Genomic DNA, 23730 nt, shown 5'->3' on the forward strand with positions numbered 1-23730 from the left:
TCGGCAACTCGACTGTGGTTTCGCCTTTTTTGGTTTTGGCCCAAATGGTTTTCAATACTTTGGTTCCGTTTTCAATGGAAATCATAGCCCTGCCGCCTTCGCTGGACGGGAAGAAAATTTTGGCTTTGTCTCCTACGGCATAATTGGTTTTATCAGTGGAAAAACGAAGCATCGTAGCCGATTCACCATCCGTATTTCTGGACTTGGCCGACCACCACGGCATATCGATATACACTTTTACACCTGTGGCATGACCGTCATTAGGATCGGTTACACGCACCAAATAATTGCCCCATTCGTCATCCGGCACTACAAAAGAAACTCTGCCTCTGCCGGACGCATCAGTATTGATAAAAAAGTTCTTGTAAGCGATAGTCGCATTGGAAGTATTGTAGCTCGATAAATCATCGTTGGAAGCATCCCACCACCAGCGCGATTCCATTTTGTAAACGCTCACCTGCAGATTTCTCACGGCACGCGGGCGACCGGTTTCGCTTAGCGTAACTATGTCAAATCGGTTCGCTCTTCCGGTTTCAATCATCCCGTATTTGTTGGGTTCAGGCGATTTGATACCTACATAAGTAGCGTAAGGCGAATAATTCGTGGAAGCCACATCGGTACTCACATCGCCGCCGTTTTCATATACTTTAGTGATGAAAGCCGCGCGCAACATTCCCGGCGCTTGGCCTTCGATATTCGGTTTAATCGGAATGGAAGCTCTACCATTGCCATCGACTTTGCCGGAGAAAATATTGATTTCTTCAGTGTAGAATCGACGGGTCGGATCGTCGAAAACATAATTAGCAAAGCCTTTGAAAGTGGTAACTTGTTGTGAAAACTTCGCTTGTACTTCGGTTTTTAAATCCTTAGCCACAGCGCCGTGCAACCACAAAACCTGCATGTTATTGATGTTCTCTTTATTGGCCGAAAGCACCGACTCGTTAAAACTGTTTTTAATTTTTAATCGATTCGGTTTGATGGTTTCGATTTTGATGCTTTTGTAAAATCGCGCGCCTCCAACACTTACCACGGCTTCCCAATTTCCGGTGATGTCGCTGGTTTCAGTTGGAATGACGAATTTGTAATGGTTTAAATCGTTCAGTTTTTGTACCGATTCGTAAACCGTCTTGCCTTTAGGGTCGTTCAGTTTTAATTTAATCGGATGCGAAGCCGGCAATTTGTTCGCGTTATCATTTAAGATAAAAGACAAATACACGGTATCGCCGGGACGCCAAACGCCTCTTTCTCCGTAGATGTAACCTTTGATGCCTTTTTGCAGGGTTTCGCCTGACACATCAAAATTACTCAACGACAAAGAAAACTCATCGTCTAACTTCACATAAGTGCTTTGGTCGCCTTTGCTTACAATAGCAAAGTAGGCGTATTTTTCCAATTGAAAAGAAGCCAAACCGTCGCCATCGGTTCTGGAGCTGGCAATCTTTTGTTGTTGGTAATTGTACAAATCCACCGTAGCTCCCGAAACACCTGCTGTGGTCACAATGTCACTTACAGCCACTACCACCGATTTGTCGGTGCCTCTTTTGGCAATCACACCCAAATCGGAGGCCAAAATATTCGTCCCGACTCTGGTGTTGTAGAAGTAATAGTTGGTACAAGGATCTTGTCGCTCGCGCCATTCGTAGTCTTGTTCGTAGTAGTAATCGTAACCGCTGTTGCTGTAATTGATGTCGTCTTCAGCCACCGGTTCTTCCTCTTCCTCGTTGTTGTAATCTTCGTCGTCCTCAGCGCTTACCGAAGTACATTTGTACATCGAGTACTCTTTTTTAAAGGAAAACTCAACGCGGTAAATGGCGCCCGGTTCGGGTTTGATAATCTTAGACAAATCCAAAGCGTAAGTATTCCACTTGGTGTAATCGATAAGGTTATTTTGCTTGAGTTCGATTTTAGTTTTGGCTACCGATTGCCCAACTCTACGCAAGTTTTCGGTGCCGTTGAGATTGTTGTCTTGCAAAAATTGTAAGATGTTATTTTTGTAAATTTTAAAGACTTTCACGTCAACAGCATTCAGATTCGCCGCTTCAAAATTGATTTTTAAATTGTTGGAACTCGGTAAAATAGTACCGCTTTTGAGCAATTTTACACCGGGTTTTACTTGTTCAAACAGCAACTTTTCGGAGTAGTTTTGCTTCATCTTGTAGCCATCGATGTTTTCAATGCCCTGAAACACTTCGACTAATTTGCTTCCGGAAAATCCGGTTTCGGCGGCAGCTACGGCTTCCACGATTTCGTCCACAGCAACAGCAGCAGTGTCTACAGCAGCCATTGCAGTATCGACGGTTGCAGTAGTAGTACCGCGGTCGACTTTAGAATCGGGTTCTTTGTTGTAAAACACTTTTAGAACATTCCCCATGGTGGCAAACTTGAGGTTGTTGGTGTTTTCAATAGCCACTAAGCCTTTGAAATCCTGGTCTTTTTTGAGCGGATCGGAAAAGTTGATTAAAACCGATTGGTTATTGGCATCACCTACTTCAATTTTTAAGACTTTAAACTGGTTTTTACCCGGAATCGGGAATTTGGCTACGCCTTTTTGGTCAATATCAACCGCATCACCATCCCAGTTGATAAAAATCTCACTGTCGTCATCAAAACGCTGAATACTATCGATCATAAACTTAAAATCGGTGCTCGTACTTAAAGCTTTGTCAAATTTAATTTTGAGCTTTTTATCGTTTTGAGTAGCCTCAATAATTTTTTGGGCTTCTTCTAACGTAAGGTTATCGGCGGTTTTTAAATTACCGTTCAAGTAGTACCAATCTTTGCTGTACGATTGCAAATCTTGGGTATTAACGATAAAATCTTGTTTGATGGTTTTGACGGAAAAGTTGAAATTCGCTAGTTCTTTAGGTACTTTATTGGTGATTTCCGAAAGCCGTAACGTAATTTGATAGAGCGTATTTTGCTCTAATTTTTCGTTGGGAATGAAAGCTATGGTGTTGGGCGACAAGGCTACCACTTTCCCACTCACACTTGGGGAAACGTCAAACAAATCGCTGTCTAATTCCTGATTGGGTTTCCAATCGCTTTTGTTGAATGCCAACTGTACCCTGAAGTCGGAGTTGACCGAGACAAAGCCCGATGAAAATCCTATAATGTAATCTTTGTAAAGAGAGGGATCTGAATCAAAATCGGAAGCCGATTTTTTAGAACAGGATTGCCACAGTAACATGGCAACAAGCAAACCTAGAATCTTGCTGGTTTTCATCGTTTTAAAAGGAATTATTTGTTAGAACTTTTGCCTTGGAATTTTGCTCCAATTAGCATCATAACGCTAAAATTATTAAAATATTATTTACGTTATGAATAATTTTTTAAGAATATTTTTCTGAATTTTTTACTGACGCTTGGACGCGAAAAATCTAACCATTAAATCAGCAGCTTGTTCAGCTAAAACACCTTTAACCACTTGGGTTTTAGGATGCAATTGGGTGCCTAATTTTTGGAAACCGCGTTGCTCATCGGAAGCGCCGAAAACCACTTTGGATATCTGACTCCAGTACAAAGCACCGGCACACATTTGGCAAGGTTCTAATGTAACGTACAAAGTGCAACCTTTGAGGTATTTGCCACCGATAAAATTGGCCGCCGAAGTAATCGCTTGCATTTCTGCATGAGCCGTCACATCGTGTAGCATTTCGGTGAGATTGTGACTACGGGCAATCACTTTGTTATCGATTACAATAACGGCACCCACAGGAATTTCACCTTTTTCAAAAGCCATTTCGGCTTCCTGCAAGGCTTTCTTCATAAAATACTCGTCGGTGAAAGGATTTTCCATAAAACAAAAATACAATTTCAATTCGTACATTTGTGGCATGTCAAAAAAATTGCTGCAACAAATCAATACGCCATCGGATTTAAGAAAACTCGACCCGTCTCAATTACTGGAGTTGGCCAGAGAGTTGCGTGAGTTTATCATTGATATCGTTGCCGTAAAAGAAGGTCATTTGGGCGCCAGTTTGGGTGTAGTTGAATTGACTATTGCTTTGCATTATGTGTTTAATACCCCAGAAGATTTACTGGTTTGGGATGTTGGGCATCAAGCCTACGGCCATAAAATTTTAACCGAAAGACGAACAAAATTTGACACCAACCGACAATTGGGCGGCCTTTCCGGATTTCCGAAACGCAGCGAAAGCGTTTATGATACTTTTGGGGTGGGCCATTCTTCTACTTCCATTTCTGCGGCTTTAGGTATGGCGATTGCGTCCCAGCTTAAAGGTGAAAACAAACACCATATCGCCGTGATTGGCGATGCCTCAATTGCCAGCGGAATGGCGTTTGAAGGTTTGAATCATGCCGGAGTAACCGATGCCGATTTGCTGGTGATTTTAAACGATAATGCCATCGGAATTGATCCGAGCGTTGGCGCTTTGAAAAACTATTTAACGGCGGTTAAAGAAGGGAAAAACCCGAAGCAGAATAACATGATTAAGTCGCTTAATTTTGATTATTCCGGACCCATTGACGGTCATGATTTGCCAACGTTAATCAAAGAGTTGGAACGACTCAAAAAAGTAAAAGGACCGAAGTTTTTACACATCATAACCACCAAAGGAAAAGGCTTACAACAAGCCGAAGAAGACCAAGTGAAATACCACGCACCAGGTAAATTTGATGCCACTACCGGAGAAATTATCAAAAAATCAGAGGAGCATTTACCGCCGAAATTCCAGGATGTTTTTGGATTGACTTTGGTTGAACTGGCTAAAAACAACCCTAAAATAATTGGGATTACTCCGGCTATGCCCAGCGGCAGTTCGATGAAATTTATGATGGAAGCATTCCCAAATCGCGCTTTTGACGTTGGGATTGCCGAGCAACACGCCGTAACCTTAGCAGCCGGAATGGCTACACAAGGCATGGTGGTTTTTTGCAATATTTATTCCACTTTTCTGCAACGTGCCTATGACCAAGTCATACATGACGTAGCTTTACAAAACCTACCCGTGATATTTTGTTTGGATCGCGCCGGTTTGGTGGGCGAAGATGGAGCGACGCATCACGGGGTTTTTGACATCGCCTATTTGCGTTGTATTCCGAACATGATGATTTATGCGCCTAAAGACGAAATCGATTTGCAAAACATGCTTTATACCGCATCATTAGGATTAAAACATCCGATTGCTATTCGTTATCCTCGTGGTCGCGGTAAAAATGCGGATTGGAAATTCCCCAGCGATTTTCAAAAAATAGAACTTCGGAAAGCGCAGAAATTGAAAAAAGGAAAAAAAGTAGCGATTCTTTCTACAGGAACCATTGCGGATAATGTTACTGCAGCTTTGGCTGAAATTGAAGACGACGGTCATTTTGCCCATTATCATTTTGGGTTTGTGAAACCTTTAGACGAAAAGAAACTGCACAAAATTTGCGATAAATTCTCCACGATTATTACGGTCGAAGATGGCGTAACCACCGGCGGATTTGGTAGTTCAATCTTAGAATATGCGGCCAAAAATGATTATGTCAACGAAATCTTCCTTTGTGGTGTGCCCGATTATTTTATTGAACACGGTACGGTGGATGAACTCCAACAGTTCTGCAATATTGATGTGGATGGTTTGAAATCGCTGTTTTCGACTTTGTTGGAAGAAGAGGAAGAAGATTAAACTATATTGATTTTGATTAGCTTCGCTCCGTTCGGATTTACCACGGGTCTTTGTGTAAAAAATTGAAGCACAAAAGTCGCAATCTCTTAGCGTTATACGGATAAACTTTTTTGGCCACAGATTATACTGATTAAACGGATTTTTATCTGTGTTCATCTGTAGTATCCGTTTCATCCGTGGTCCAATAAACAAACAGATAACCGGTTTAGTTTTTAACGCCAAAAGGCAAAAGATTATTAAGCCGTCACAATCTTGTTCAACTCCACCGCTTTTCCGTCGGTTAGCATCGAGATGTAATGGCAAATGTGGAGCAATCTATCGTAGAGACTTTCTTTTTCCAAATGGTGTTTCTCGGGTAGAATTTTCATTAATAACTTGTCGTAATTAGTGGCTTTACCATTATAAGTATTGTTATAAGCGGTTATGAATTTATCCAACAAATTATTGATGATTTGGTAACCCGATAATTCTTTTTCAATTACTTCCCTACTTTGGTAAATATTCTTTACACTTAGCTTGATGATGTCGTCCATTTGGGCTTTGTACTTACTTTTGTCGGTTAAAGCAAAATGGAATTTTCCTTGCAAAATGGCTTCTTCATTTTCGATAAACACGCGAACGGCATCGTTAATTAAGTTGCCAATGGCTAACGCACGCAAATAACTGATTCGGTCTTCTTTGGTGGTTAAGGTTTGGTATTTAGCCGCGTCAATAGTGTCTTTGACTAACTTGATTAAGTATTCCAACGCATAATCTTCGGAAACTAAGCCGAGATTAATTCCGTCTTCAAAATCGATAATCGTGTAGCAAATATCATCGGCGGCTTCGACTAAAAAGGCTAACGGATGTCTTTCGTAACCGATATCTTCGCCGGTTTTATTGGAAATCATGCCCAACTCTTCAGCCACTTCTTTGAAAAAAGCAACATCGGATTGGAAGAAACCGTATTTTTTATCGGCTATATTTTTGGTGGGTTTTTTAGGTAAACTTTCCTTCGGGTATTTGGTAAAAGCACCGAGCGTAGCATAAGACAAACGCAAACTGCCTTCGATACCCGGTCGCGAACTCGTTAAGACCGAAAACCCGTTAGCATTGCCTTCAAAATCGACTAAATCCTGCCATTGTTTGGACGTGAGTTGGTCTTTGTATTGTTGGCCTTTCCCGATAGCAAAATATTCGCCAATCGCTTTTTCGCCTGAATGACCAAATGGCGGATTACCAATATCATGTGCCAAGGCTGCGGCGGCCACAATCGCTCCGAAATCATTCATGTGATAGCCGTGAACTTCTTTGAGATGCGGATACTTTTCTATAATTTTTTTACCGACCAACCTTCCGATGGAACGACCAACCACGGAAACTTCCAAACTGTGTGTTAATCGCGTGTGAACGAAATCGGTTTTCGACAAAGGAATCACTTGGGTTTTATCTTGTAAACTTCTAAAGGCAGACGAAAAAATAATACGATCGTAATCAACCTCAAAGCCGAGACGCGTGTCGTCTTGTTCGATGCGCAATCTTTTGCCGGTGTCGCCTTGGCGTTTTAGAGATAAAAGTTGTTCCCAGGTCATGGTGTTGGTGGTTTGTAGTTTATAGTTTCAGAAGTTAAAGATAGTTTTATTTTATGATTTTCTTCATGCAGACGCTGTTTTCCACGCCTATGTATTGCCCAAAGTTTTCGGTGATTTCGTAGCCTAGTTTTTGGTATAAGCCAATGGCGTCTTTTTGCATGTATCCTGTTTCGAGTAGGGCAGTTTTATAGCCTTCTTCTTTGGCCCAAAGTTCCAGTTCGGTTAAAATGGCTTTGGCGATGCCTTTGCCGCGGTATTCGGGTAAAGTGTACATGCGTTTGATTTCGGCGGTTTCGGTATCGAATTCTTTGTAGGCACCGATGCCAACCGCTACCTCATTTTCATAACAAATCAAGGCGTTCTTGAGCAAATTGCTTTTGTTGAATTGGGCGTAAAATTCGTGGTCATCGCCGTCAAGAATTCGCAAATAAGCATCTAATTCGGCTACTAACTGTCCGAAATCGGGATGGTCTGAAGTGGTTCGAATGAGTTGTATCATCAGGCTTCGGGATTTTCGCCAATTTCTTCAAACGAATAAAACAACTCTTTGCTGATGCGCAAGTCTTCTTTGTTAACCACATAGGTTTTCGACAAACTGTCGTGCCAACCTACGCAAGGAGTTCCTAAAAAAGAGAAGAACTCAAACGGAATCAGTCGCGAGATACTGCGGATTAAAATGGCGTTGGTGGTTGGTTTTTCGCCATACTCATCAACGACAACCGTTTTGGTAATCAGCTTTCCGATAGTGGTGGCAAAAAATATTTCAAAAACGTTATAATAAAGCAACAATACTACTAAACCTATGGTCAATTCCTGTAAGCGGGTGATGTTTTCAAAAAAAGAAATGATTTCGTGGTGTCCGGTTAAAACCCCGAAAAAGGCTGCGATCAATCCTAAAATGAAAGTCAATCCTAATCGTGCCACATAATCGATGATCACGTTAGTAAGGCGTTTGCTGTTGGAAGCTATAATCTCTTCAGGTATGGTGTATTGCCTGTTGCTCATAGTTACTCCTTTTCGTTGGCCAAGAAAAAATTCCTGGATTTTTGGGGATATTGGTTATAACTTTTATCGCTGGGATTAGCGATAACCGATTTAATATTGATTTCGTCTCCGATTTTAAAATTCGCCACGGTGTATTGGTAATCCAATAAATACTCGCCGCAATAATAATTGCCGTTTTCGTCTTTTTCGATGATGCCGGTGTAGACTCCTTTTTTTTGTTTTGACATGGTTTACCTATATTAAATCCCTAACGGGATAGTCCCTAGCCCCGATTAGAGCGGCATCCTTTTTTGATTGCCGCGGGTTTTAACCCGTGGGAATTGAAAAAGATACAGCGGAAAGCGGGAAATAGCTCCTAAAATTAATAAAAAACAGCCATCTACTGACAGCTGTTTCTCTATTCTCTTTATTCTTTTTTCTTTTTTCTGATTACGAACCACACATTTCGCAATCGTCACCACCATTTCCGGCGGCGGCACGCGCACGTTCTACCATAGCGGCAAAATCTTCGGCGGTCATTTCTCCGTTTTCGGTTGGGGCTACTACTTCAACGCCTACCGCTTCCGGTTCGGCTAAGATAGGTTCCGCTTTTTTATCGTTGTTCAAAGTGAACTTGATAGCGTCCACTGCCGCTTTGGTTCTGAGGTAGTACATACCGGTTTTTAAGCCGCTTTTCCAAGCGTAAAAGTGCATCGAAGTCAGTTTCGCATAGTTGGCGTCTTGCATAAACAAGTTCAACGATTGCGATTGGTCGATAAAATATCCTCTGTGTCTTGACATGTCGATAATGTCTTTCATAGACATTTCCCAAACGGTTTTGTAGAGTTCTTTTAAGTCGGCCGGAATGCGCTCAATGTGTTGTACCGAACCGTTGTGGCGCATGATTTCTTGTTTCAAATCTTCGTTCCACAAACCGCGTTTTACCAAGTCTTCCAACAAGTGTTTGTTTACCACAATGAATTCTCCCGACAATACACGACGCGTGTAAATATTAGAAGTGTATGGTTCGAAGGCTTCATTGTTACCCAAGATTTGCGAAGTAGAAGCCGTTGGCATCGGCGCTACCAATAGAGAGTTTCTCACACCGTGTTTTACTACATCTTTGCGCAAGCCGGCCCAATCCCAACGTCCTGATAATTCTTCGTCTTTGATGTTCCAAAGATTGTGTTGGAACAACCCTTCAGCAATTGGCGAACCTTTAAAGCTTGAATATGGTCCTTCTTCTTTGGCCATTTCCATTGACGCGGTTACGGCAGCGAAGTAAAGGGTTTCGAATATTTCTTGGTTCAATTGTTTGGCTTCATCGCTGGTGAAAGGCATTCTCAACAAGATGAACGCATCGGCCAAACCTTGTACGCCCAAACCAACCGGACGGTGACGCATATTAGAATTTTCGGCTTCTTTAACCGGATAGTAATTGCGGTCGATTACCTTGTTTAAGTTGCGGGTTACGCGTTTGGTTACGTTGTATAGCAATTCGTGGTTAAACTGGCCGTTTTCCACAAACATCGGTAAGGAAATGGAAGCCAAGTTACATACCGCAATTTCATCTTCGGAAGTGTACTCCATGATTTCGGTACACAAGTTAGACGAGCGAATGGTGCCCAAATTCTTTTGGTTGGATTTTCGGTTCGCGGCATCTTTGTACAACATGTATGGCGTTCCGGTTTCGATTTGCGACTCGAGGATTTTCTCCCAAAGTTCGCGAGCTTTTACGGTTTTTCTTCCTTTGCCTTGGGCTTCGTAAGAAGTGTATAAAGCTTCAAACTCGTCCCCGTAAACGTCGTACAAGCCCGGACATTCATTTGGACACATTAAGGTCCAATGTGCATCTTCTTCTACGCGTTTCATGAACAAATCTGACGTCCACATCGCGAAGAACAAATCACGCGCACGCATTTCTTCTTTACCGGTGTTCTTTTTCAAGTCGAGGAAATCAAAGATATCCGCATGCCAAGTTTCCAGGTAAATAGCGAAACTTCCTTTTCTTTTGCCGCCGCCTTGGTCTACGTAACGCGCGGTGTCGTTAAATACGCGTAACATTGGTACAATTCCGTTTGAAGTTCCGTTGGTACCGCGAATGTACGAACCGGTGGCGCGCACATTGTGGATAGACAAACCGATTCCTCCGGCGGATTGCGAGATTTTTGCAGTGTTTTTCAAAGTGTCGTAAATTCCGTCGATGCTGTCGTCTTTCATAGATAACAAGAAGCACGACGACATTTGCGGTTTTGGCGTTCCGGCGTTGAATAACGTTGGCGTGGCATGGGTAAAAAACTTTTTCGACATTAAGTCGTAAGTTTCAATTACCGCATCCAAATCGTTTAAGTGAATCCCGACAGAAACACGCATCAACATGTGTTGCGGACGCTCAACGATTTTACCGTTGATTTTTAGCAAATATGAACGTTCTAAGGTTTTAAAACCGAAATAATCGTAGTTGAAATCGCGGTTGTATATGATGTGTGAGTTTAGGAACTCGGCATTTTCCTGGATAACCTTGTGCACTTCTTCTGAGAGTAACGGTGCTTGTTGGTTGGTTCTTGGGTTTACATAATGGAACATTTCGTTCATGGTTTCCGAGAACGATTTGTTGGTGTTTTTATGTAAGTTAGAAACGGCAATTCGGGCTGCTAGTTGGGCATAATCCGGGTGCGTTACAGTCATGGATGCTGCGGTTTCGGCGGCTAGGTTGTCTAATTCTGAAGTGGTTACTCCGTCGTATAAACCTTCGATAACTTTCATCGCTACTTTTACAGCGTCTACCAATTCATTCAAACCATAGCATAGTTTTTTAATTCTATCCGTGATTTTGTCAAACATTACCGGTTCTTTGTGACCGTCTCTTTTTACTACGTACATACTTGTTAGGTTTTGTGAAATAGGGAATCCCTTCGCTACTTCGAGTTAATTGTAATTGATTTGAAAATTCGGTAATTTGAAGATTTGAAAATTATTATTTCCATAAAATTCAAATCTATTTTTTTGAAAGTCGAAGCATTTATAACTATCCTATGCGCAAAGGGTTACTGCATTTTCAAATTATAAAATTTTCAAATTTTCAAATTAAAAATCAGCGTCGAAGCTGATTTTTTGATCTTCGGTGTCTTTTGACATTACGCCGGCTTTTTGGTATTCGGCCACGCGTTTTTCAAAGAAATTGGTTTTTCCTTGCAACGAAATCATGTCCATGAAATCGAAAGGATTGTTAGAATTGTACACTCTTTTACAGCCTAATTCTACTAATAGTCTGTCGGCCACAAATTCCAGGTATTGTGTCATTAAATTGGCATTCATTCCAATCAAACTTACCGGAAGTGATTCGGTGATGAATTCTCTTTCGATGGTTAGAGCGTCGGTGATGATTTCGGTAATTCTGGCTTTAGACACTTTGTTTACCAAATGGTGGTTGTGTAAGTGTACGGCAAAATCACAGTGAACGCCTTCGTCCCGAGAAATTAATTCGTTAGAGAAAGTCAAACCCGGCATTAATCCGCGTTTTTTTAACCAAAAAATAGAGCAAAATGCGCCTGAGAAGAAGATTCCTTCTACGGCTGCGAATGCAATTAATCTTTCGGCAAAGGAATCGGAACCAATCCATTTCAAAGCCCAATCCGCTTTTTTCTTAACCGCAGGAAACACTTCAATGGCGTTGAATAACTGATTTTTTTCGGCCTCGTCTTTTACATAAGTGTCAATCAACAACGAATAGGTTTCGCTGTGGATGTTTTCCATCATAATTTGGAAACCGTAAAAAAACTTGGCTTCAGGATATTGCACTTCATTCACAAAGTTTTCGGCTAAGTTTTCATTTACAATACCGTCAGAAGCGGCGAAAAAAGCCAATATATGTTTGATGAAATATTTTTCATCGGCATTCAACTTGTTGTTCCAATCGGATAAATCTTGGTGTAAATCGATTTCTTCTGCAGTCCAAAAACTGGCTTCCATTTTTTTATACCAATCCCAAATATCATGATGTTTGATCGGGAAAATCACGAAGCGGTTTTTGTTTTCTTGTAAAATTGGTTCGATAGCGGCCATTTTGAATTAATTTTTTGATTATTTGGGCGATTTTTTTTGAAATCTGTCTGTTACAAAGATTGTCAAACCAAACGTAAAATGAAAGTCAAACTTATTCACAATCCGCTCTAGTTTTTAACAAACTGCCGTTTTGTTTAATGTTTTTGACATATTTTTAACTTATTGATTTTCAAATGTTTAATCTTTTTAAAAAAAGCAAAAAGCCCTAAAATAAAGGGAATTAAGAAATTACTGATAGTGTTATTTTAACATTTTTAAGTCTTCTGCAATGACACTTTTGAGCATAAAAAAAAGTGGTTTTTCAAATTGAAAAACCACTTAATCGTTGGGCGAAGAGTATCGCTTAATTAGTCTTCGGAAATATAGGTTTTATTGCCGTTTTTGTTGATGTAATATTTACCGCCTCTTGGACCGGTATATACTTTTTTGCCTTTGTAAGATCCTGTCACCTTGTCTTTGATATTTTTAGGTGCTTTTTCGTTGGATTCTCTTTCTTTTACTTCTTTTTTGGCTTTGGCTTCTGCTTTGTTGGCTGCGGCTTTGGCTTTGCCTTCAGCTGATTTGGCTTCTCCTTTGGCTGTAGCGCTATTGTCTTTAGATTTGTATCGTTTATCCGGAGTTCCGTCTTTCTTCAATTTAACATCGTCTTTTTTGTAGCGCTTATCCGGTGTACCGTCTTTCTTTAAGGGCACTGCAGCTTCCGCTTCTTTTTTAGCTTTGGTTTTGGCCGCTTTTTCAGTCTTGGCTTTGGCTTTTTGAGCTTTGGTTTCTTGCGCGGTGGTGTTCACTATAAAAGCGAATAAGAAACACAATAGAAATACTTTTTTCATAATGCTTAATTAGTTATAGATTAAAATTAATAAAAATTTGAAAACAAAAATCATTCCAATTAAAAATAAGCCCTCAATTGTACATTTCCGGTGTGAATGGTCTGACTCGTTTCGGATTTTCGGCCTTGGTAATTGATATTGATATCCAAATATTGCGTTAAATTCTTCTGCAACAGCAAACGCCAGGTCAAGTTTCGCCCCGGACGCAATCCTTCTAACATTTGAAAGGCTACCGGCTGAGAAGCATCGCCTTCAAACGTATTTTGGTACAAAGAAAACTCGCCGTTAGCTGTAATCTTTTTTTCACCGGCATAAGTAAACGAAGTGCCAAAGCGTTGCTGTGATAAAGTTTCTGAACTTCCTTTTAAATTTTCTTTGTTTTGGTATTCGTAAAATACATCCCAACTGGCATTTTTATTAAACAAATAGGAAATTTTCGGGTTGAGTTGATAGCCTTCGACTTTAAAGTTTTTGCTTTCATAATTCTCAGAGGAAAGTCCGTTTTGGTTAATTTTTGTTCCGAAATTAAAAAGCCAAACATTCTTGAGCAAATGCGTATACTGAATCTGATGCGACTGGTTTTGGCTGGTTTGCGAACCCACAGTCAGCAATGCGCGAAGTTCGTTTTGTGTAAAATTATATGTCACAGAATGTTTCTGTTTCCCGCGATTGTAAAACAAACTGTTGCGAAAACTGGTATTCAAACCTAATTGATTGTCTCCATTATTGGGAAGCGGATTCAAATCGAAATTGCCGCCTTCTCTTCTGATTTTGCGCTCAATTAAATAGGATGTTTGGTTGTAAAAATGCGATAAAACCTTTTTAAATCCTTTAGCATTTTGCCATTGAGAAGGATACAGGGTGAGCGATTGAGAAAATTTATTCTGATGGGTTTTGATAAAAACTTGATTCGGCAAAAACACGCGAACATATTTAGCTTGGTCGGGAAAAGGTGCCACTTCAAACTCTTGCAACTCCTGAATTCCGTTGCCATTGTAATCGTTCCAAGTGAAAACCCCTTGGCCGGGTTCTACTTCCAAATAGGTAAATTCTTGTTGTGCAATTGTCCCGGAAGTGGTTTCGTATGCGGTACTGACTTGTACTTTTTGTTTAAAAAACTGATCGTTGTACAATAATCTGGAATTGAGTGACGGTTCGTTTTCACGACCGGCTTCTTCAAACTTTAGGTTGCGGTAATTGACAAACAAAGACAAATTGGTTTTGTCGTTTTGAATTAAGCGCGACTTTAAATAATAAGATTGGGAAGTGTTGACTCTTTTAACTATACCGTTTTGCAAACTGTCGTTTACCCTGTGCAAATATCCTAATTCTACAAAAACTTTAGTGCTGTCGCCTCGCCCGACAAAGCCACCATATTCGGTGAATTTCTGGCTTAAGATTGACAACTGATTGGTTGCCACCAACCGCTCTTGGTTGTCCTCCAAACGCAATGTTCCGCCTATCCAATTCTTTTTAAAGTGATAGCGCGCTTGCGATTGATTTCGAATAAATTTGGATTGCGCAAAATTCCCGTCGCTGTTCAAAACGCTGGTGTTTTGTTGCCAATTCCATTGGTTGAGTTTGAAAAATCCGTTAACCGTATGGCGACTCCCGCTAAAACTCTTTGAAAAATCCAACTTTTCAAATTGATAAGTGAATTTTCCTTTTTGAGGTAAAATAAAATCCAAACCATTGACCATTAAACTTTGATTTCCTGAAAAAGTGGTTAAATTCCAATCGCGATTGAATTCGATATTGAACAAACGCTCAATGGTTCTGAAATTTTCCTGTACCAATTGGTAATTTCCAAAAGCGTCAATTTGCCATTTTTTGGTGAGTAATCGCTGCTTGAAATTCAATTTCCCTGCTATTCCTTTGTTATTGTCATCGTCTAATGCAGAAAACAAGTTTTGGTCGTTATTGCTCACACCCAATTCAAAATCGACTACCGTTTTCTCATTCGGATTGTATTTTCCCAAAACGGTGGCAATTTGAATTTTCGTAGGTGCTATCAAACGCACTACCGGCTCATAATTCCCTTGCGGTATGCCGGCTATAGGTTCTACATATTGGTAAATCTTGCCGATGGCCGCGGTGTTAGTCAATATATAATTACCCAAATTATTGCCCACTAAAGTAAAGCGGACATTGTAAAGTTCGTCGTTCGGATTATTCGAATACTCAAAAACCTCAACACTGTTCACTATGGTTTTTCTATACAGAATTTTATTTTCAGAATAAGTGTCAACAAAAGCCGATGGTGCATTCATTTGGTTAACATCATCTCCGGCATTGTTGAGTATGTCGACTTGTTCGGGCGATAAACTTTGTTGTAAAGGTTGGTTTTTGACATCGTTTTCCGAATATAAATAGCCACCCAAACTCCATTTTTTGGCCGTATGATTCGCGCCGCCATAGGTTACGAAGCGTGTGTAATTTCTATCGGAATATTGGTATTCAATAACAATTCGCATTTCGGAATTGATGGGAAACAAAGAAGTGAAAGTAATTTCACCGGCGTTGTAATCGATGATGTAATCGTTGTTTTCCCCGCGTTTTTTGAGCATTCCGTTTACATAAACCCGTTCCGAACCCGAAATTACTAAAACATACAATTCACCATTGTTGCCGCGCAATTTGTATGGTCCTTGATTGCCTTCTTGTCCTGTAAAAGTACTTCTGGCGTATTGTCCGCGGACCAAAGCAGCCGAGGCGAAAACTTCGGTTTTTTGGTCTTCATTGCCTAGAGTGAAACGCGCGGCTAAACCTTGGACTTTTTTATTGAAATTGAGAAAGCGCGACTGTCGGTTCTCCAAAAATAAATCGCCCGCTCGGATGTTCCATTTATCTGTAAACAATTCGATGAAAATTTGGTCGAATTCGTCCAATCTTTGGGAATATCCGTTTTCCTGTAGCGGAATATTGGAATCCTGAATTGAAGCTCTAAGCGAGACTCTATCTGAAATTTTTCCGGTAATTTGCAGGTCTAAATTAGACGTTACCGAAGCGTTTTGGTTGTTCCCGATGGTGACACCACGAGTGATACTTCCGGAGGTATTCAAGCCTTCAAACGGCACAAATTTTTTCACAGTACGGTCGGTTTTAAACAAATAACCCGCTTCGTTGGGGACAACTTTATCTTGGTCGTAAATGCTGTAGGTTTTGGTTAAAAATTCCGGATATTTAAAGTAACGAATGGTAATACTATCGGTAGCGGTATAATTATTTTTGAAGTATAACTTTCCGGTTTTGAAATCGACTTTATAATACGAAGTGTCCACTTCTTTGCCCTCGCGATTGAGTAATTTGAAGAAACTCGGGCTAATACTCACTTTTTCAATGGCGATGGTATCTTTGGAAGGTACTATTTTTTTGGTTTGGTACAGCGATTTGATTTCCTGAGCCGAAAGACCGGAAAAACTGAATAGTACCAACAATAAAAGCCCTTTTTTCAGCATATCTTAATAACGTAAAAATAGGCTTTTTAATATAAAAAACCGCGAACACTTTTTATTTTGGTCTTCGCGGTTTTGATGGTTATTCTTTGGTTACTACTTGCAGCGTCTCTCTGGAAATTTGCTTGAGTAAAACGGTTTTGTCTTTTTCAACCATTTCAGCAGCTTCTTTGTTGAAATGGCGAATGGTGTACAATGACACCTTTTCGTTGTAAGCGACTTTGAATTTTTTAGCCAAGATATTTTTCATGTCGTTGAAATTGCCGAATTTATCTTCCACACAAACCGAAAAACTGATGGCGGAGTTCTGAATCAAACTCACTTTCATTTTGTATTGGTGGAACAAGGCGAAAATTTCGCTGATGTTTTCTTCCATGATAAAGGAAAAATCGATAGACGACAACGAAATCAGCAATTGGTCGCGTTTCACAATATAACAAGGTGTTTGCGGCTCTAAATCTTTCCCTTTAGAAACGCTGGTTCCGGGTAATAACGGATTGATAAAAGATTTTACATGTAATGGAATTTCCTTTCTTTGCAAAGGTTGCAAGGTTTTCGGGTGAATAACAGTAGCGCCGTAAAACGCCAACTCAATAGCTTCGCGATAGGAAATTTGATTCAACAAAATGGCATTTTCGAAGTATCTCGGATCGGCATTCATCACACCCGGAACGTCCTTCCAAATGGTCACACTTTCGGCATTCAAGCAATAAGCAAAAATAGCCGCAGTATAGTCGGAACCTTCGCGACCTAAAGTGGTGGTGAAATTATTCTCATCGGAACCTAAAAATCCTTGCGTAATATTGAGTGCTTTTTTCTTAACGCCTTTGGCAATAAGTTGTTGGGTTTTTTCCCAATCTACATTAGCATCGCGATAAGTATTGTCGGTTTTAATAAAGTTTCTAACGTCAATCCAGTTGTTTCTCAATCCGGCTTGCGCAAAATAATGGCTGACAATCGTAGTAGATAAAATCTCTCCGTAACTCACTACTTGGTCGTAGACAAAGTTATAGTTTGGCGATTTATTGCTTCGGATGAAATATTCTAAATCGGCAAAATGACTGTTCACCGCAAAATACACATCGTGTTCTTCATCTTCGAATAAATCCATCAAAATTTGGTAATGGTATTTCTTGACCTCTTGTAAAGAAGAATGCAACTCATTCGACTTTTCGAAATAGTTCTTAATCACAACTTCCAACGCATTGGTGGTTTTCCCCATCGCGGAAATCACCAATAGCGTGTCTTCATGACCTACTTTTTCCAATACACTGAATACGTTTTTAATGCCCTCGGCATCTTTAACCGATGCGCCACCAAACTTAAAAATTCTCATTCTTCAATTTTTAAAAATTCCAAAAAAATATAAATCCCAATTACCAAAATAATTGGAATTTGGTTTTTCTTATTTGTTATTTGATTTCAAATTTTTTAAAAAATTTGAAATCCCTTGTTCATCCATTTGTACTACATCCCAATCGGCTAGGATTTTCGCCCCTGTTTTTTTATAAAATTCTACTGCCGGTGTGTTCCAGTCTAATACATTCCACTCAATTCTGCGCACGTTGTCGGCTTTGCCTTGCTCGATAATTTTGGTATATAAAGCCAAGCCTAAACCGCTACCGCGCATTTTTTCCTTGACAATTAAATCTTCCAAATGAATGGTTCTGCCTTTCCAAGTGGAATAGCGGTAATAATACAACGCCATCCCGACAATCTCTCCGTCAACCTCGGCGACAAAAGTGTAAAACAGCGGATTATCCCCAAAACCATCGCGTTCTAAATCGGTTACCGTTACCACGACGGCATCAGGCTCTTTTTCAAAAACGGCCAATTCTCGAATTAATTCGAGTACCGCTTGCATATCCGCTTTCGTCCCTTTTCGGATGTTCATTGGATTTTGTTTTTTGGCAAAAATACAATTAATAATTTCTTTGCGAAATACATTTTTTCTTTGACAAATTTAGCGATATTTGCAGCCACAACTACAACGATTTCGTAATGGAAGAACGCAACAAAACCTTAGGTGAATTTATCATCGAAAAACAGGAAGAATTCAAGTATTCTTCAGGAGAATTATCCCGAATCATCAACTCCATTCGATTGGCTGCTAAAGTAGTCAACTACAAGGTAAACAAAGCCGGTTTGGTGGATATTGTTGGTGCCGCCGGTGATCAAAATATCCAAGGGGAAGACCAACAAAAATTAGATGTGTATGCCAATGAAGTCTTTATCCAAACCTTAATCAACCGCGAGATTGTTTGTGGTATTGCTTCAGAAGAAAACGATGACTTTATCACCGTAGCTGGTTCAGATAATACCCACAGCAATAAGTATGTGGTATTAATGGATCCATTGGATGGTTCCTCCAACATAGATGTTAATGTTTCTGTTGGTACTATTTTTTCGGTTTTCAGAAGGGTAACACCAATTGGAACTCCGGTAACCTCAGCCGATTTTTTGCAACCCGGAACCCAACAAGTAGCCGCAGGTTATGTAATTTACGGCACCTCAACCATGTTGGTTTACACTACTGGGCATGGCGTTAACGGTTTTACTTTGAATCCGGCCATTGGCACCTTTTATTTATCGCATCCGAATATGCAGTTTGCCAAAGATGGCAATATTTACTCCATCAACGAAGGCAATTATGTGCATTTCCCGCAAGGCGTGAAAGATTACATCAAATATTGCCAGCTCGAAGAAGGCGATCGTCCCTACACTTCCCGATACATAGGAAGTTTGGTTTCCGATATTCACCGCAATATGATTAAGGGCGGCATTTATATTTATCCAACCAGTTCCAAATCACCCAACGGAAAATTGCGTTTGTTGTACGAATGCAATCCTATGGCATTCATAGCCGAACAAGCCGGAGGAAAAGCTTCCAACGGTTTTGGGAGAATTATGGAAATCCAACCTACCGAACTACACCAACGTGTACCATTTTTCTGCGGCAGTTATAATATGGTGGAAAAGGCGGAAGAGTTTATGGCTAAATACGTTTAAGGCAATAGCCATAAGGCACGAGGCAATAGAAAAAGAAAAAGGCAGAAAAATAAATCATTTCTGCCTTTTTATATTAAAGTTGACTTTTGGCTATTGCCGCTTGCCTTTTACTTATTCATATGCGTCATCTCATAAACAAACGTATCCGAATCAACATTCATCACTAATAACGAAAACGCTTTATCAACAATATAAGATACGTTACCCGGAGTAAATCCTAAGGCCAAAGCAAACTTGGTTAAAATTTCTTTTTGTTTTGGACCAAGTACGTGATCTGCATAAACCATACGCGATAAATCATACAAACGTTCCAAACGTTGTGCATGTAAATACGGCGGATTGATTGGGTATTTTAAAGGATTTTCTAAAATCTCTTCGTATTCTGCTGCGGAGATTTCCAAACGAACAGCAAGTTTATCCAAGAACTCTTTCTCTTCTTTGCTCATATCGCCATCGGCGGTTGCCACGCGAACAATAGCTGAAAAATGTCCTTTATTTCTGCTTTTAAACTCGCTATCAAATAAATCTGAAATTGACATAATTTTATTGGTTTTAGTACCGCAAATATAATCCAATTTCCTGTTTCAGAAAACCAATTTGGCAAATGTTTTTTATCGATTTTAGGATTTATTTTAAACCGAAAATAAAAATTAATTGTAAGTTTACAACACAAACAACCTAAACCACCATGTCAGATTTCTGGATATACTTCAATATCGGATTAAAACATGTGCTCGATATCAATGCCTACGATCATGTTTTATTTCTTTTGGCGCTAACCGTTCCCTACGAATTCAAATCTTGGAAACGCATTTTAATTCTCATTTCGCTTTTCACCCTTGGTCACACAGTAGCCCTATTCCTTTCGGTTTTCAATATCTTAACCATCAAACCGGAAATTGTTGAATTCCTTATTCCAATTACCATTTTAGCTACCGCGCTTTATAACATCATAAACACCGGAAAATCCACCAAAAAAGACAATGTTTCCGTCACCGGTATCATAACGGTTTTCTTCGGACTCATCCACGGATTAGGGTTTTCCAACTACTTCAACAGTATCTTAGCCGGTAAGCCCACTGATAAACTATTGCCGCTTTTTGAGTTTGCCATAGGTATAGAAGTCGCTCAAATCATTGTGGTTATAGCCGCATTGCTATTGGCTTATGTGGTACAAACCTTGCTCAAATTTTCTAAACGCGACTGGATTTTAATGATTTCCGCTTTTATCATCGGCGTCGTTGTTCCTATGATTTTACAAAGTGAAATTTGGGTTAAATAGTTGTTTTAGAGCGAAAGGTTTGGGTATATTTGCTATCCGTTTTCCCGCTAGCTGTTACAATCTTTTCAAATGGTTCCCATTTAAAAAGGATTTTCACGTTTATCGGGGCTAAAAAGGGAAACCATTTGAACTTTTGCAATGAAAGAAAAGAAACAACAAAAATACGATATCGCTTACCTCAGAATTGCCGCAGAATGGAGTAAACTTTCCTACTGCAAACGCAAGCAAGTCGGCGCTATTATCGTTCGTGACCGCATGATCATCTCTGATGGCTATAACGGAACGCCTTCTGGCTTTGAAAATTGTTGCGAAGACGACGAAGGGTTAACTAAATGGTACGTGTTACACGCCGAAGCCAATGCGATTTCCAAAGTGGCTCGCTCTACCCAAACTTGTGAAAACGCTACCCTTTACATCACACTTTCGCCTTGTAAAGAGTGTAGCAAATTAATACACCAATCTGGTATAAAACGCGTAGTGTATCACAAGGGTTACCGTGACGAATCGGGTTTGGATTTTCTCAGAAAAGCCGGTATTGAAGTCACCAAAATAGACGAACTCGAATAACGGAATCAACCCTAATCTTCTTGTTTAATTTCTTTTCCCAATCATGAAATCAAAGGAAAAATACTTGCCACTCTTATTGTTCTCTTGCGTTGCCTTGGGCGTAGTGATTGGCGGTATGCTCAATTTTCCGGAAAGATCTTTATCCAAAGCGAACGCTAGAAAAGCTAAAATAGACAAACTCATCGATTTTATAGATGATGAATATGTAGACGATGTGAATTCGGATTCGATAGTCGACTTAACCGTCAACAGCATTTTGGCCAATCTCGATCCGCATTCGGTTTACATTCCGCCCAGTGAACAATCTACCGAAGCCGAACTCATGCGTGGCGATTTTGTAGGGATTGGTGTGAATTTTTACATGTACAAAGACACAGTTACCGTGGTCCGGCCGCTGGAAAACGGTCCGGCCGAAAAAGCAGGAATATTGGCCGGCGACCGCATTTTGTATGCCGATAAATCAAAACTATTTGGTAGAAAATTGCCTACCGACAGCTTGTTCAACAAACTCAAAGGCGAGGAAGGCTCAACCGTTTTACTCACAGTTTACAGAAAAAGCGCCCGAAAAAAACTCAAAATTCCAGTAGTGCGCGATGTGGTTCCGATTAAGAGTGTAGATACTTATTTAAAACTCAACTCGAGCACCGGTTACCTCAAAATTAATCGCTTTGCCGAGAACACTTACACCGAATTCCGAGAAGGTTTGGAACAACTTAAAAAGCAAGGTATCAATACTTTGGTCATCGATTTACGCGACAACGGCGGTGGATATTTGGAAAAAGCCGTTGAAATTGCAGATGAGTTGTTGAAAGACAAAGAATTAATTGTCTTCACTAAAAACAAAAAAGGCACCATCAAAAAAACTTTTGCCACCGAAGAAGGTATTTTTGAAACCGGGAGAGTATACGTTTTAATTGATGAAAACTCGGCTTCTGCCAGTGAAATTTTGGCCGGTGCCATTCAGGATAACGATCGAGGCACTGTGGTAGGCCGACGTTCTTTCGGGAAAGGTTTGGTACAACGCGAAATGGGCTTTGATGACGGCTCAGCAGTTCGGTTGACCACTTCCCGTTATTATACGCCTAGCGGTCGCTCTATCCAAAAACCTTATACCAAAGGTGACAGCGAAACCTATGTCCACGATTTTGAAAAACGATTTGAAAGTGGTGAATTGTATGCCAAAGACAAAATTAAAGTCGCAGATTCGTTAAAATTCAAAACTAAAAAAGGGCGCACTGTTTATGGCGGCGGCGGTATTGTTCCGGATATTTTTGTGCCATTAGAGGTGAAAAAAGGAGAAGAAAATTTGGCTTACATTCTCAACTCGGGCTTAGTAGGTCATTTTGTCTTTGAACAACTCGACCAAAACAGAAAAGCCTATAGAGGATTAGATTTTAAAATGTTTTTAAGCAAAATATACAATGACCAAACCTTAGTTACAAAATTCCAATCTTATTTAACCCGGTCAGGTATAGAAGTAAGCGTTTCTAATAATGATGCTTTGGTAAAAAAATACGTGTCTGCAGAATTCGCTCGTCAACTATTTGGTGAAAACCAGTATTACCAAATCCTGCTCAAAGACGATGCAATGTTACAAGCGATTTTAAAATAGTTATTTTCGAACACTGTCGTGCACTTGCACATGAATGCCGTTATTCCAAAGTGTCAAGATATCAGTAGCTACTGAAGCGCCACTTCCGGCGGCAATAGCCAATTGACTTCTCCATCCGGCTAAAGTTCCGGTAACGTAAATGCCTTCGGTTACTTTGTGGTCGGAATTTTTAAGTTGGATTCGGTTTTTTTCGGGAATCACTTTTTGGTGTGGCATCACATAATCCTCCAAACCCTCAATCGTAAACGGATTAGACGCTCCAATACCTATTACCACAATTTTTGCAGTATAGGAATTCTTATTGGTCATCAGTGTAAAATTTCCGGATTGTCCATCAATCTTCATTACTTTTTCGCCTGAAATCTGGTCGATGTGCGGATATAATTCTTGAAGCTGAGTTAAGCTTTCAGTTAACAATTCCGAACCTAATTTTCCTGCCGGAATACCATAAGCGTTGTTGAACAAAGCATCTTGTAACGAAGAAGCCTTTTGGTGTGCAATGATGCCTATTTTTTTATCTGCGGCAAAGGATTTGTGCTGAGCAGAACCTAAAAGTAAGGCGCAAGACATGCCGGAAACACCGCCGCCAATAATTAAAACATCATACATAGGAAGGGAAATAACAAATGTTAAAAATCTAATTACAAATAAGCTCCAAAAATTAAATCTCAATATTCAATCCTTTGAGGTTTGTCACTTCAGATTTGTATTTTATTTGAAATTTGGTG

19 protein-coding genes are annotated in these 23730 nt (G+C 40.1%); 5 read left to right on the forward strand and 14 right to left on the reverse strand.

The features are described 5' to 3' along the window. Positions 1 to 3223, reverse strand: a 3223-nt coding sequence (locus ACIQ32_RS02085) for an alpha-2-macroglobulin family protein (protein WP_396194001.1), incomplete at its 3' end; no start/stop codon positions are given. A 129-nt stretch (positions 3224 to 3352) separates the two neighbouring features. Beyond that, the gene (locus ACIQ32_RS02090) at positions 3353 to 3796 is read right to left on the reverse strand and encodes a nucleoside deaminase (RefSeq protein ID WP_396194002.1); all 444 of its coding nucleotides are present in this window, start codon (positions 3794 to 3796) and stop codon (positions 3353 to 3355) included. Positions 3797 to 3833: 37 nt separating this feature from the next. Between ACIQ32_RS02090 and ACIQ32_RS02095 the strand changes: the two genes are divergently transcribed. Then, positions 3834 to 5627, forward strand: a complete 1794-nt coding sequence (locus tag ACIQ32_RS02095) for a 1-deoxy-D-xylulose-5-phosphate synthase (RefSeq protein ID WP_396194003.1) — start codon at positions 3834 to 3836, stop codon at positions 5625 to 5627. Positions 5628 to 5863: 236 nt separating this feature from the next. Here the strand turns inward: ACIQ32_RS02095 and ACIQ32_RS02100 are convergent, their stop codons facing one another. The 10 genes from ACIQ32_RS02100 to ACIQ32_RS02145 all read right to left on the reverse strand — a co-directional run bounded on the left by ACIQ32_RS02100 (position 5864) and on the right by ACIQ32_RS02145 (position 18426). After that, positions 5864 to 7198 carry a deoxyguanosinetriphosphate triphosphohydrolase gene (locus ACIQ32_RS02100; protein WP_396194004.1) on the reverse strand — a complete coding sequence of 445 codons (1335 nt, stop codon included), beginning with the start codon at positions 7196 to 7198 and terminating at the stop codon, positions 5864 to 5866. A gap of 46 nt (positions 7199 to 7244) precedes the next feature. Beyond that, entirely contained in the window at positions 7245 to 7697 is a 453-nt protein-coding gene (locus tag ACIQ32_RS02105; protein ID WP_396194005.1) for a GNAT family N-acetyltransferase, read from the reverse strand. After that, the gene (locus ACIQ32_RS02110; RefSeq protein ID WP_396194006.1) at positions 7697 to 8203 is read right to left on the reverse strand and encodes an RDD family protein; all 507 of its coding nucleotides are present in this window, start codon (positions 8201 to 8203) and stop codon (positions 7697 to 7699) included. The genes ACIQ32_RS02105 and ACIQ32_RS02110 overlap by 1 nt, the downstream gene beginning before the upstream one ends. 2 nt (positions 8204 to 8205) lie before the next feature. After that, positions 8206 to 8430, reverse strand: a complete 225-nt coding sequence (locus ACIQ32_RS02115; protein WP_396194007.1) for a hypothetical protein — start codon at positions 8428 to 8430, stop codon at positions 8206 to 8208. 202 nt (positions 8431 to 8632) lie between these two features. Beyond that, positions 8633 to 11065 carry a ribonucleoside-diphosphate reductase subunit alpha gene (locus ACIQ32_RS02120; protein WP_396194009.1) on the reverse strand — a complete coding sequence of 811 codons (2433 nt, stop codon included), beginning with the start codon at positions 11063 to 11065 and terminating at the stop codon, positions 8633 to 8635. A gap of 204 nt (positions 11066 to 11269) precedes the next feature. After that, positions 11270 to 12247 (reverse strand): ribonucleotide-diphosphate reductase subunit beta, encoded by a 978-nt coding sequence (locus ACIQ32_RS02125; protein WP_396194010.1) that lies wholly within the window; start codon positions 12245 to 12247, stop codon positions 11270 to 11272. A gap of 347 nt (positions 12248 to 12594) precedes the next feature. Then, positions 12595 to 13077 (reverse strand): hypothetical protein, encoded by a 483-nt coding sequence (locus tag ACIQ32_RS02130; protein ID WP_396194011.1) that lies wholly within the window; start codon positions 13075 to 13077, stop codon positions 12595 to 12597. 59 nt (positions 13078 to 13136) lie between these two features. After that, positions 13137 to 16535, reverse strand: coding sequence for a hypothetical protein (locus ACIQ32_RS02135; RefSeq protein ID WP_396194012.1), 3399 nt, complete (start codon positions 16533 to 16535; stop codon positions 13137 to 13139). 79 nt (positions 16536 to 16614) lie between these two features. After that, complete coding sequence (locus tag ACIQ32_RS02140; RefSeq protein WP_396194013.1) at positions 16615 to 17868, reverse strand: aspartate kinase; 1254 nt, start codon at positions 17866 to 17868, stop codon at positions 16615 to 16617. Between the two features lie 69 nt (positions 17869 to 17937). Next, complete coding sequence (locus ACIQ32_RS02145) at positions 17938 to 18426, reverse strand: GNAT family N-acetyltransferase (RefSeq protein ID WP_396194014.1); 489 nt, start codon at positions 18424 to 18426, stop codon at positions 17938 to 17940. Positions 18427 to 18533: 107 nt separating this feature from the next. Here ACIQ32_RS02145 and fbp point away from each other — a divergent pair, with 107 nt between their 5' ends. Further along, positions 18534 to 19541: a class 1 fructose-bisphosphatase gene (gene fbp / locus ACIQ32_RS02150; RefSeq protein WP_396194015.1), complete on the forward strand. Its 1008-nt coding sequence runs from the start codon at positions 18534 to 18536 to the stop codon at positions 19539 to 19541. Positions 19542 to 19648: 107 nt separating this feature from the next. On the opposite strand, the gene ACIQ32_RS02155 is transcribed toward fbp, so the two are convergent. Next, the gene (locus tag ACIQ32_RS02155) at positions 19649 to 20080 is read right to left on the reverse strand and encodes a TerB family tellurite resistance protein (RefSeq protein WP_396194016.1); all 432 of its coding nucleotides are present in this window, start codon (positions 20078 to 20080) and stop codon (positions 19649 to 19651) included. A 149-nt stretch (positions 20081 to 20229) separates the two neighbouring features. On the opposite strand from ACIQ32_RS02155, the gene ACIQ32_RS02160 reads away from it, so the two are divergent. The 3 genes from ACIQ32_RS02160 to ACIQ32_RS02170 all read left to right on the forward strand — a co-directional run bounded on the left by ACIQ32_RS02160 (position 20230) and on the right by ACIQ32_RS02170 (position 23002). Continuing rightward, entirely contained in the window at positions 20230 to 20823 is a 594-nt protein-coding gene (locus ACIQ32_RS02160; protein WP_396194017.1) for a HupE/UreJ family protein, read from the forward strand. 138 nt (positions 20824 to 20961) lie between these two features. Continuing rightward, on the forward strand, positions 20962 to 21390 hold the full coding sequence (locus ACIQ32_RS02165; RefSeq protein ID WP_396194018.1) for a deoxycytidylate deaminase: 429 nt from the start codon (positions 20962 to 20964) through the stop codon (positions 21388 to 21390). 43 nt (positions 21391 to 21433) lie between these two features. Beyond that, positions 21434 to 23002: a S41 family peptidase gene (locus tag ACIQ32_RS02170; RefSeq protein WP_396194019.1), complete on the forward strand. Its 1569-nt coding sequence runs from the start codon at positions 21434 to 21436 to the stop codon at positions 23000 to 23002. Here the strand turns inward: ACIQ32_RS02170 and ACIQ32_RS02175 are convergent, their stop codons facing one another. Beyond that, positions 23003 to 23611: an FAD-dependent oxidoreductase gene (locus tag ACIQ32_RS02175; RefSeq protein ID WP_396194020.1), complete on the reverse strand. Its 609-nt coding sequence runs from the start codon at positions 23609 to 23611 to the stop codon at positions 23003 to 23005. Positions 23612 to 23730 lie beyond the last annotated feature (119 nt).

Source organism: Flavobacterium sp. (assembly GCF_044373165.1).
GTDB lineage: Bacteria > Bacteroidota > Bacteroidia > Flavobacteriales > Flavobacteriaceae > Flavobacterium.

Coding starts and splice junctions, on each gene's coding strand:
- ACIQ32_RS02090 (WP_396194002.1), bottom strand. CDS start 3,796: ATGGAAAATCCTTTCACCGACGAGTATTTTATGAAGAAAGCCTTGCAG.
- ACIQ32_RS02095 (WP_396194003.1), top strand. CDS start 3,834: ATGTCAAAAAAATTGCTGCAACAAATCAATACGCCATCGGATTTAAGA.
- ACIQ32_RS02100 (WP_396194004.1), bottom strand. CDS start 7,198: ATGACCTGGGAACAACTTTTATCTCTAAAACGCCAAGGCGACACCGGC.
- ACIQ32_RS02105 (WP_396194005.1), bottom strand. CDS start 7,697: ATGATACAACTCATTCGAACCACTTCAGACCATCCCGATTTCGGACAG.
- ACIQ32_RS02110 (WP_396194006.1), bottom strand. CDS start 8,203: ATGAGCAACAGGCAATACACCATACCTGAAGAGATTATAGCTTCCAAC.
- ACIQ32_RS02115 (WP_396194007.1), bottom strand. CDS start 8,430: ATGTCAAAACAAAAAAAAGGAGTCTACACCGGCATCATCGAAAAAGAC.
- ACIQ32_RS02120 (WP_396194009.1), bottom strand. CDS start 11,065: ATGTACGTAGTAAAAAGAGACGGTCACAAAGAACCGGTAATGTTTGAC.
- ACIQ32_RS02125 (WP_396194010.1), bottom strand. CDS start 12,247: ATGGCCGCTATCGAACCAATTTTACAAGAAAACAAAAACCGCTTCGTG.
- ACIQ32_RS02130 (WP_396194011.1), bottom strand. CDS start 13,077: ATGAAAAAAGTATTTCTATTGTGTTTCTTATTCGCTTTTATAGTGAAC.
- ACIQ32_RS02135 (WP_396194012.1), bottom strand. CDS start 16,535: ATGCTGAAAAAAGGGCTTTTATTGTTGGTACTATTCAGTTTTTCCGGT.
- ACIQ32_RS02140 (WP_396194013.1), bottom strand. CDS start 17,868: ATGAGAATTTTTAAGTTTGGTGGCGCATCGGTTAAAGATGCCGAGGGC.
- ACIQ32_RS02145 (WP_396194014.1), bottom strand. CDS start 18,426: ATGAACATCCGAAAAGGGACGAAAGCGGATATGCAAGCGGTACTCGAA.
- fbp (WP_396194015.1), top strand. CDS start 18,534: ATGGAAGAACGCAACAAAACCTTAGGTGAATTTATCATCGAAAAACAG.
- ACIQ32_RS02155 (WP_396194016.1), bottom strand. CDS start 20,080: ATGTCAATTTCAGATTTATTTGATAGCGAGTTTAAAAGCAGAAATAAA.
- ACIQ32_RS02160 (WP_396194017.1), top strand. CDS start 20,230: ATGTCAGATTTCTGGATATACTTCAATATCGGATTAAAACATGTGCTC.
- ACIQ32_RS02165 (WP_396194018.1), top strand. CDS start 20,962: ATGAAAGAAAAGAAACAACAAAAATACGATATCGCTTACCTCAGAATT.
- ACIQ32_RS02170 (WP_396194019.1), top strand. CDS start 21,434: ATGAAATCAAAGGAAAAATACTTGCCACTCTTATTGTTCTCTTGCGTT.
- ACIQ32_RS02175 (WP_396194020.1), bottom strand. CDS start 23,611: ATGTATGATGTTTTAATTATTGGCGGCGGTGTTTCCGGCATGTCTTGC.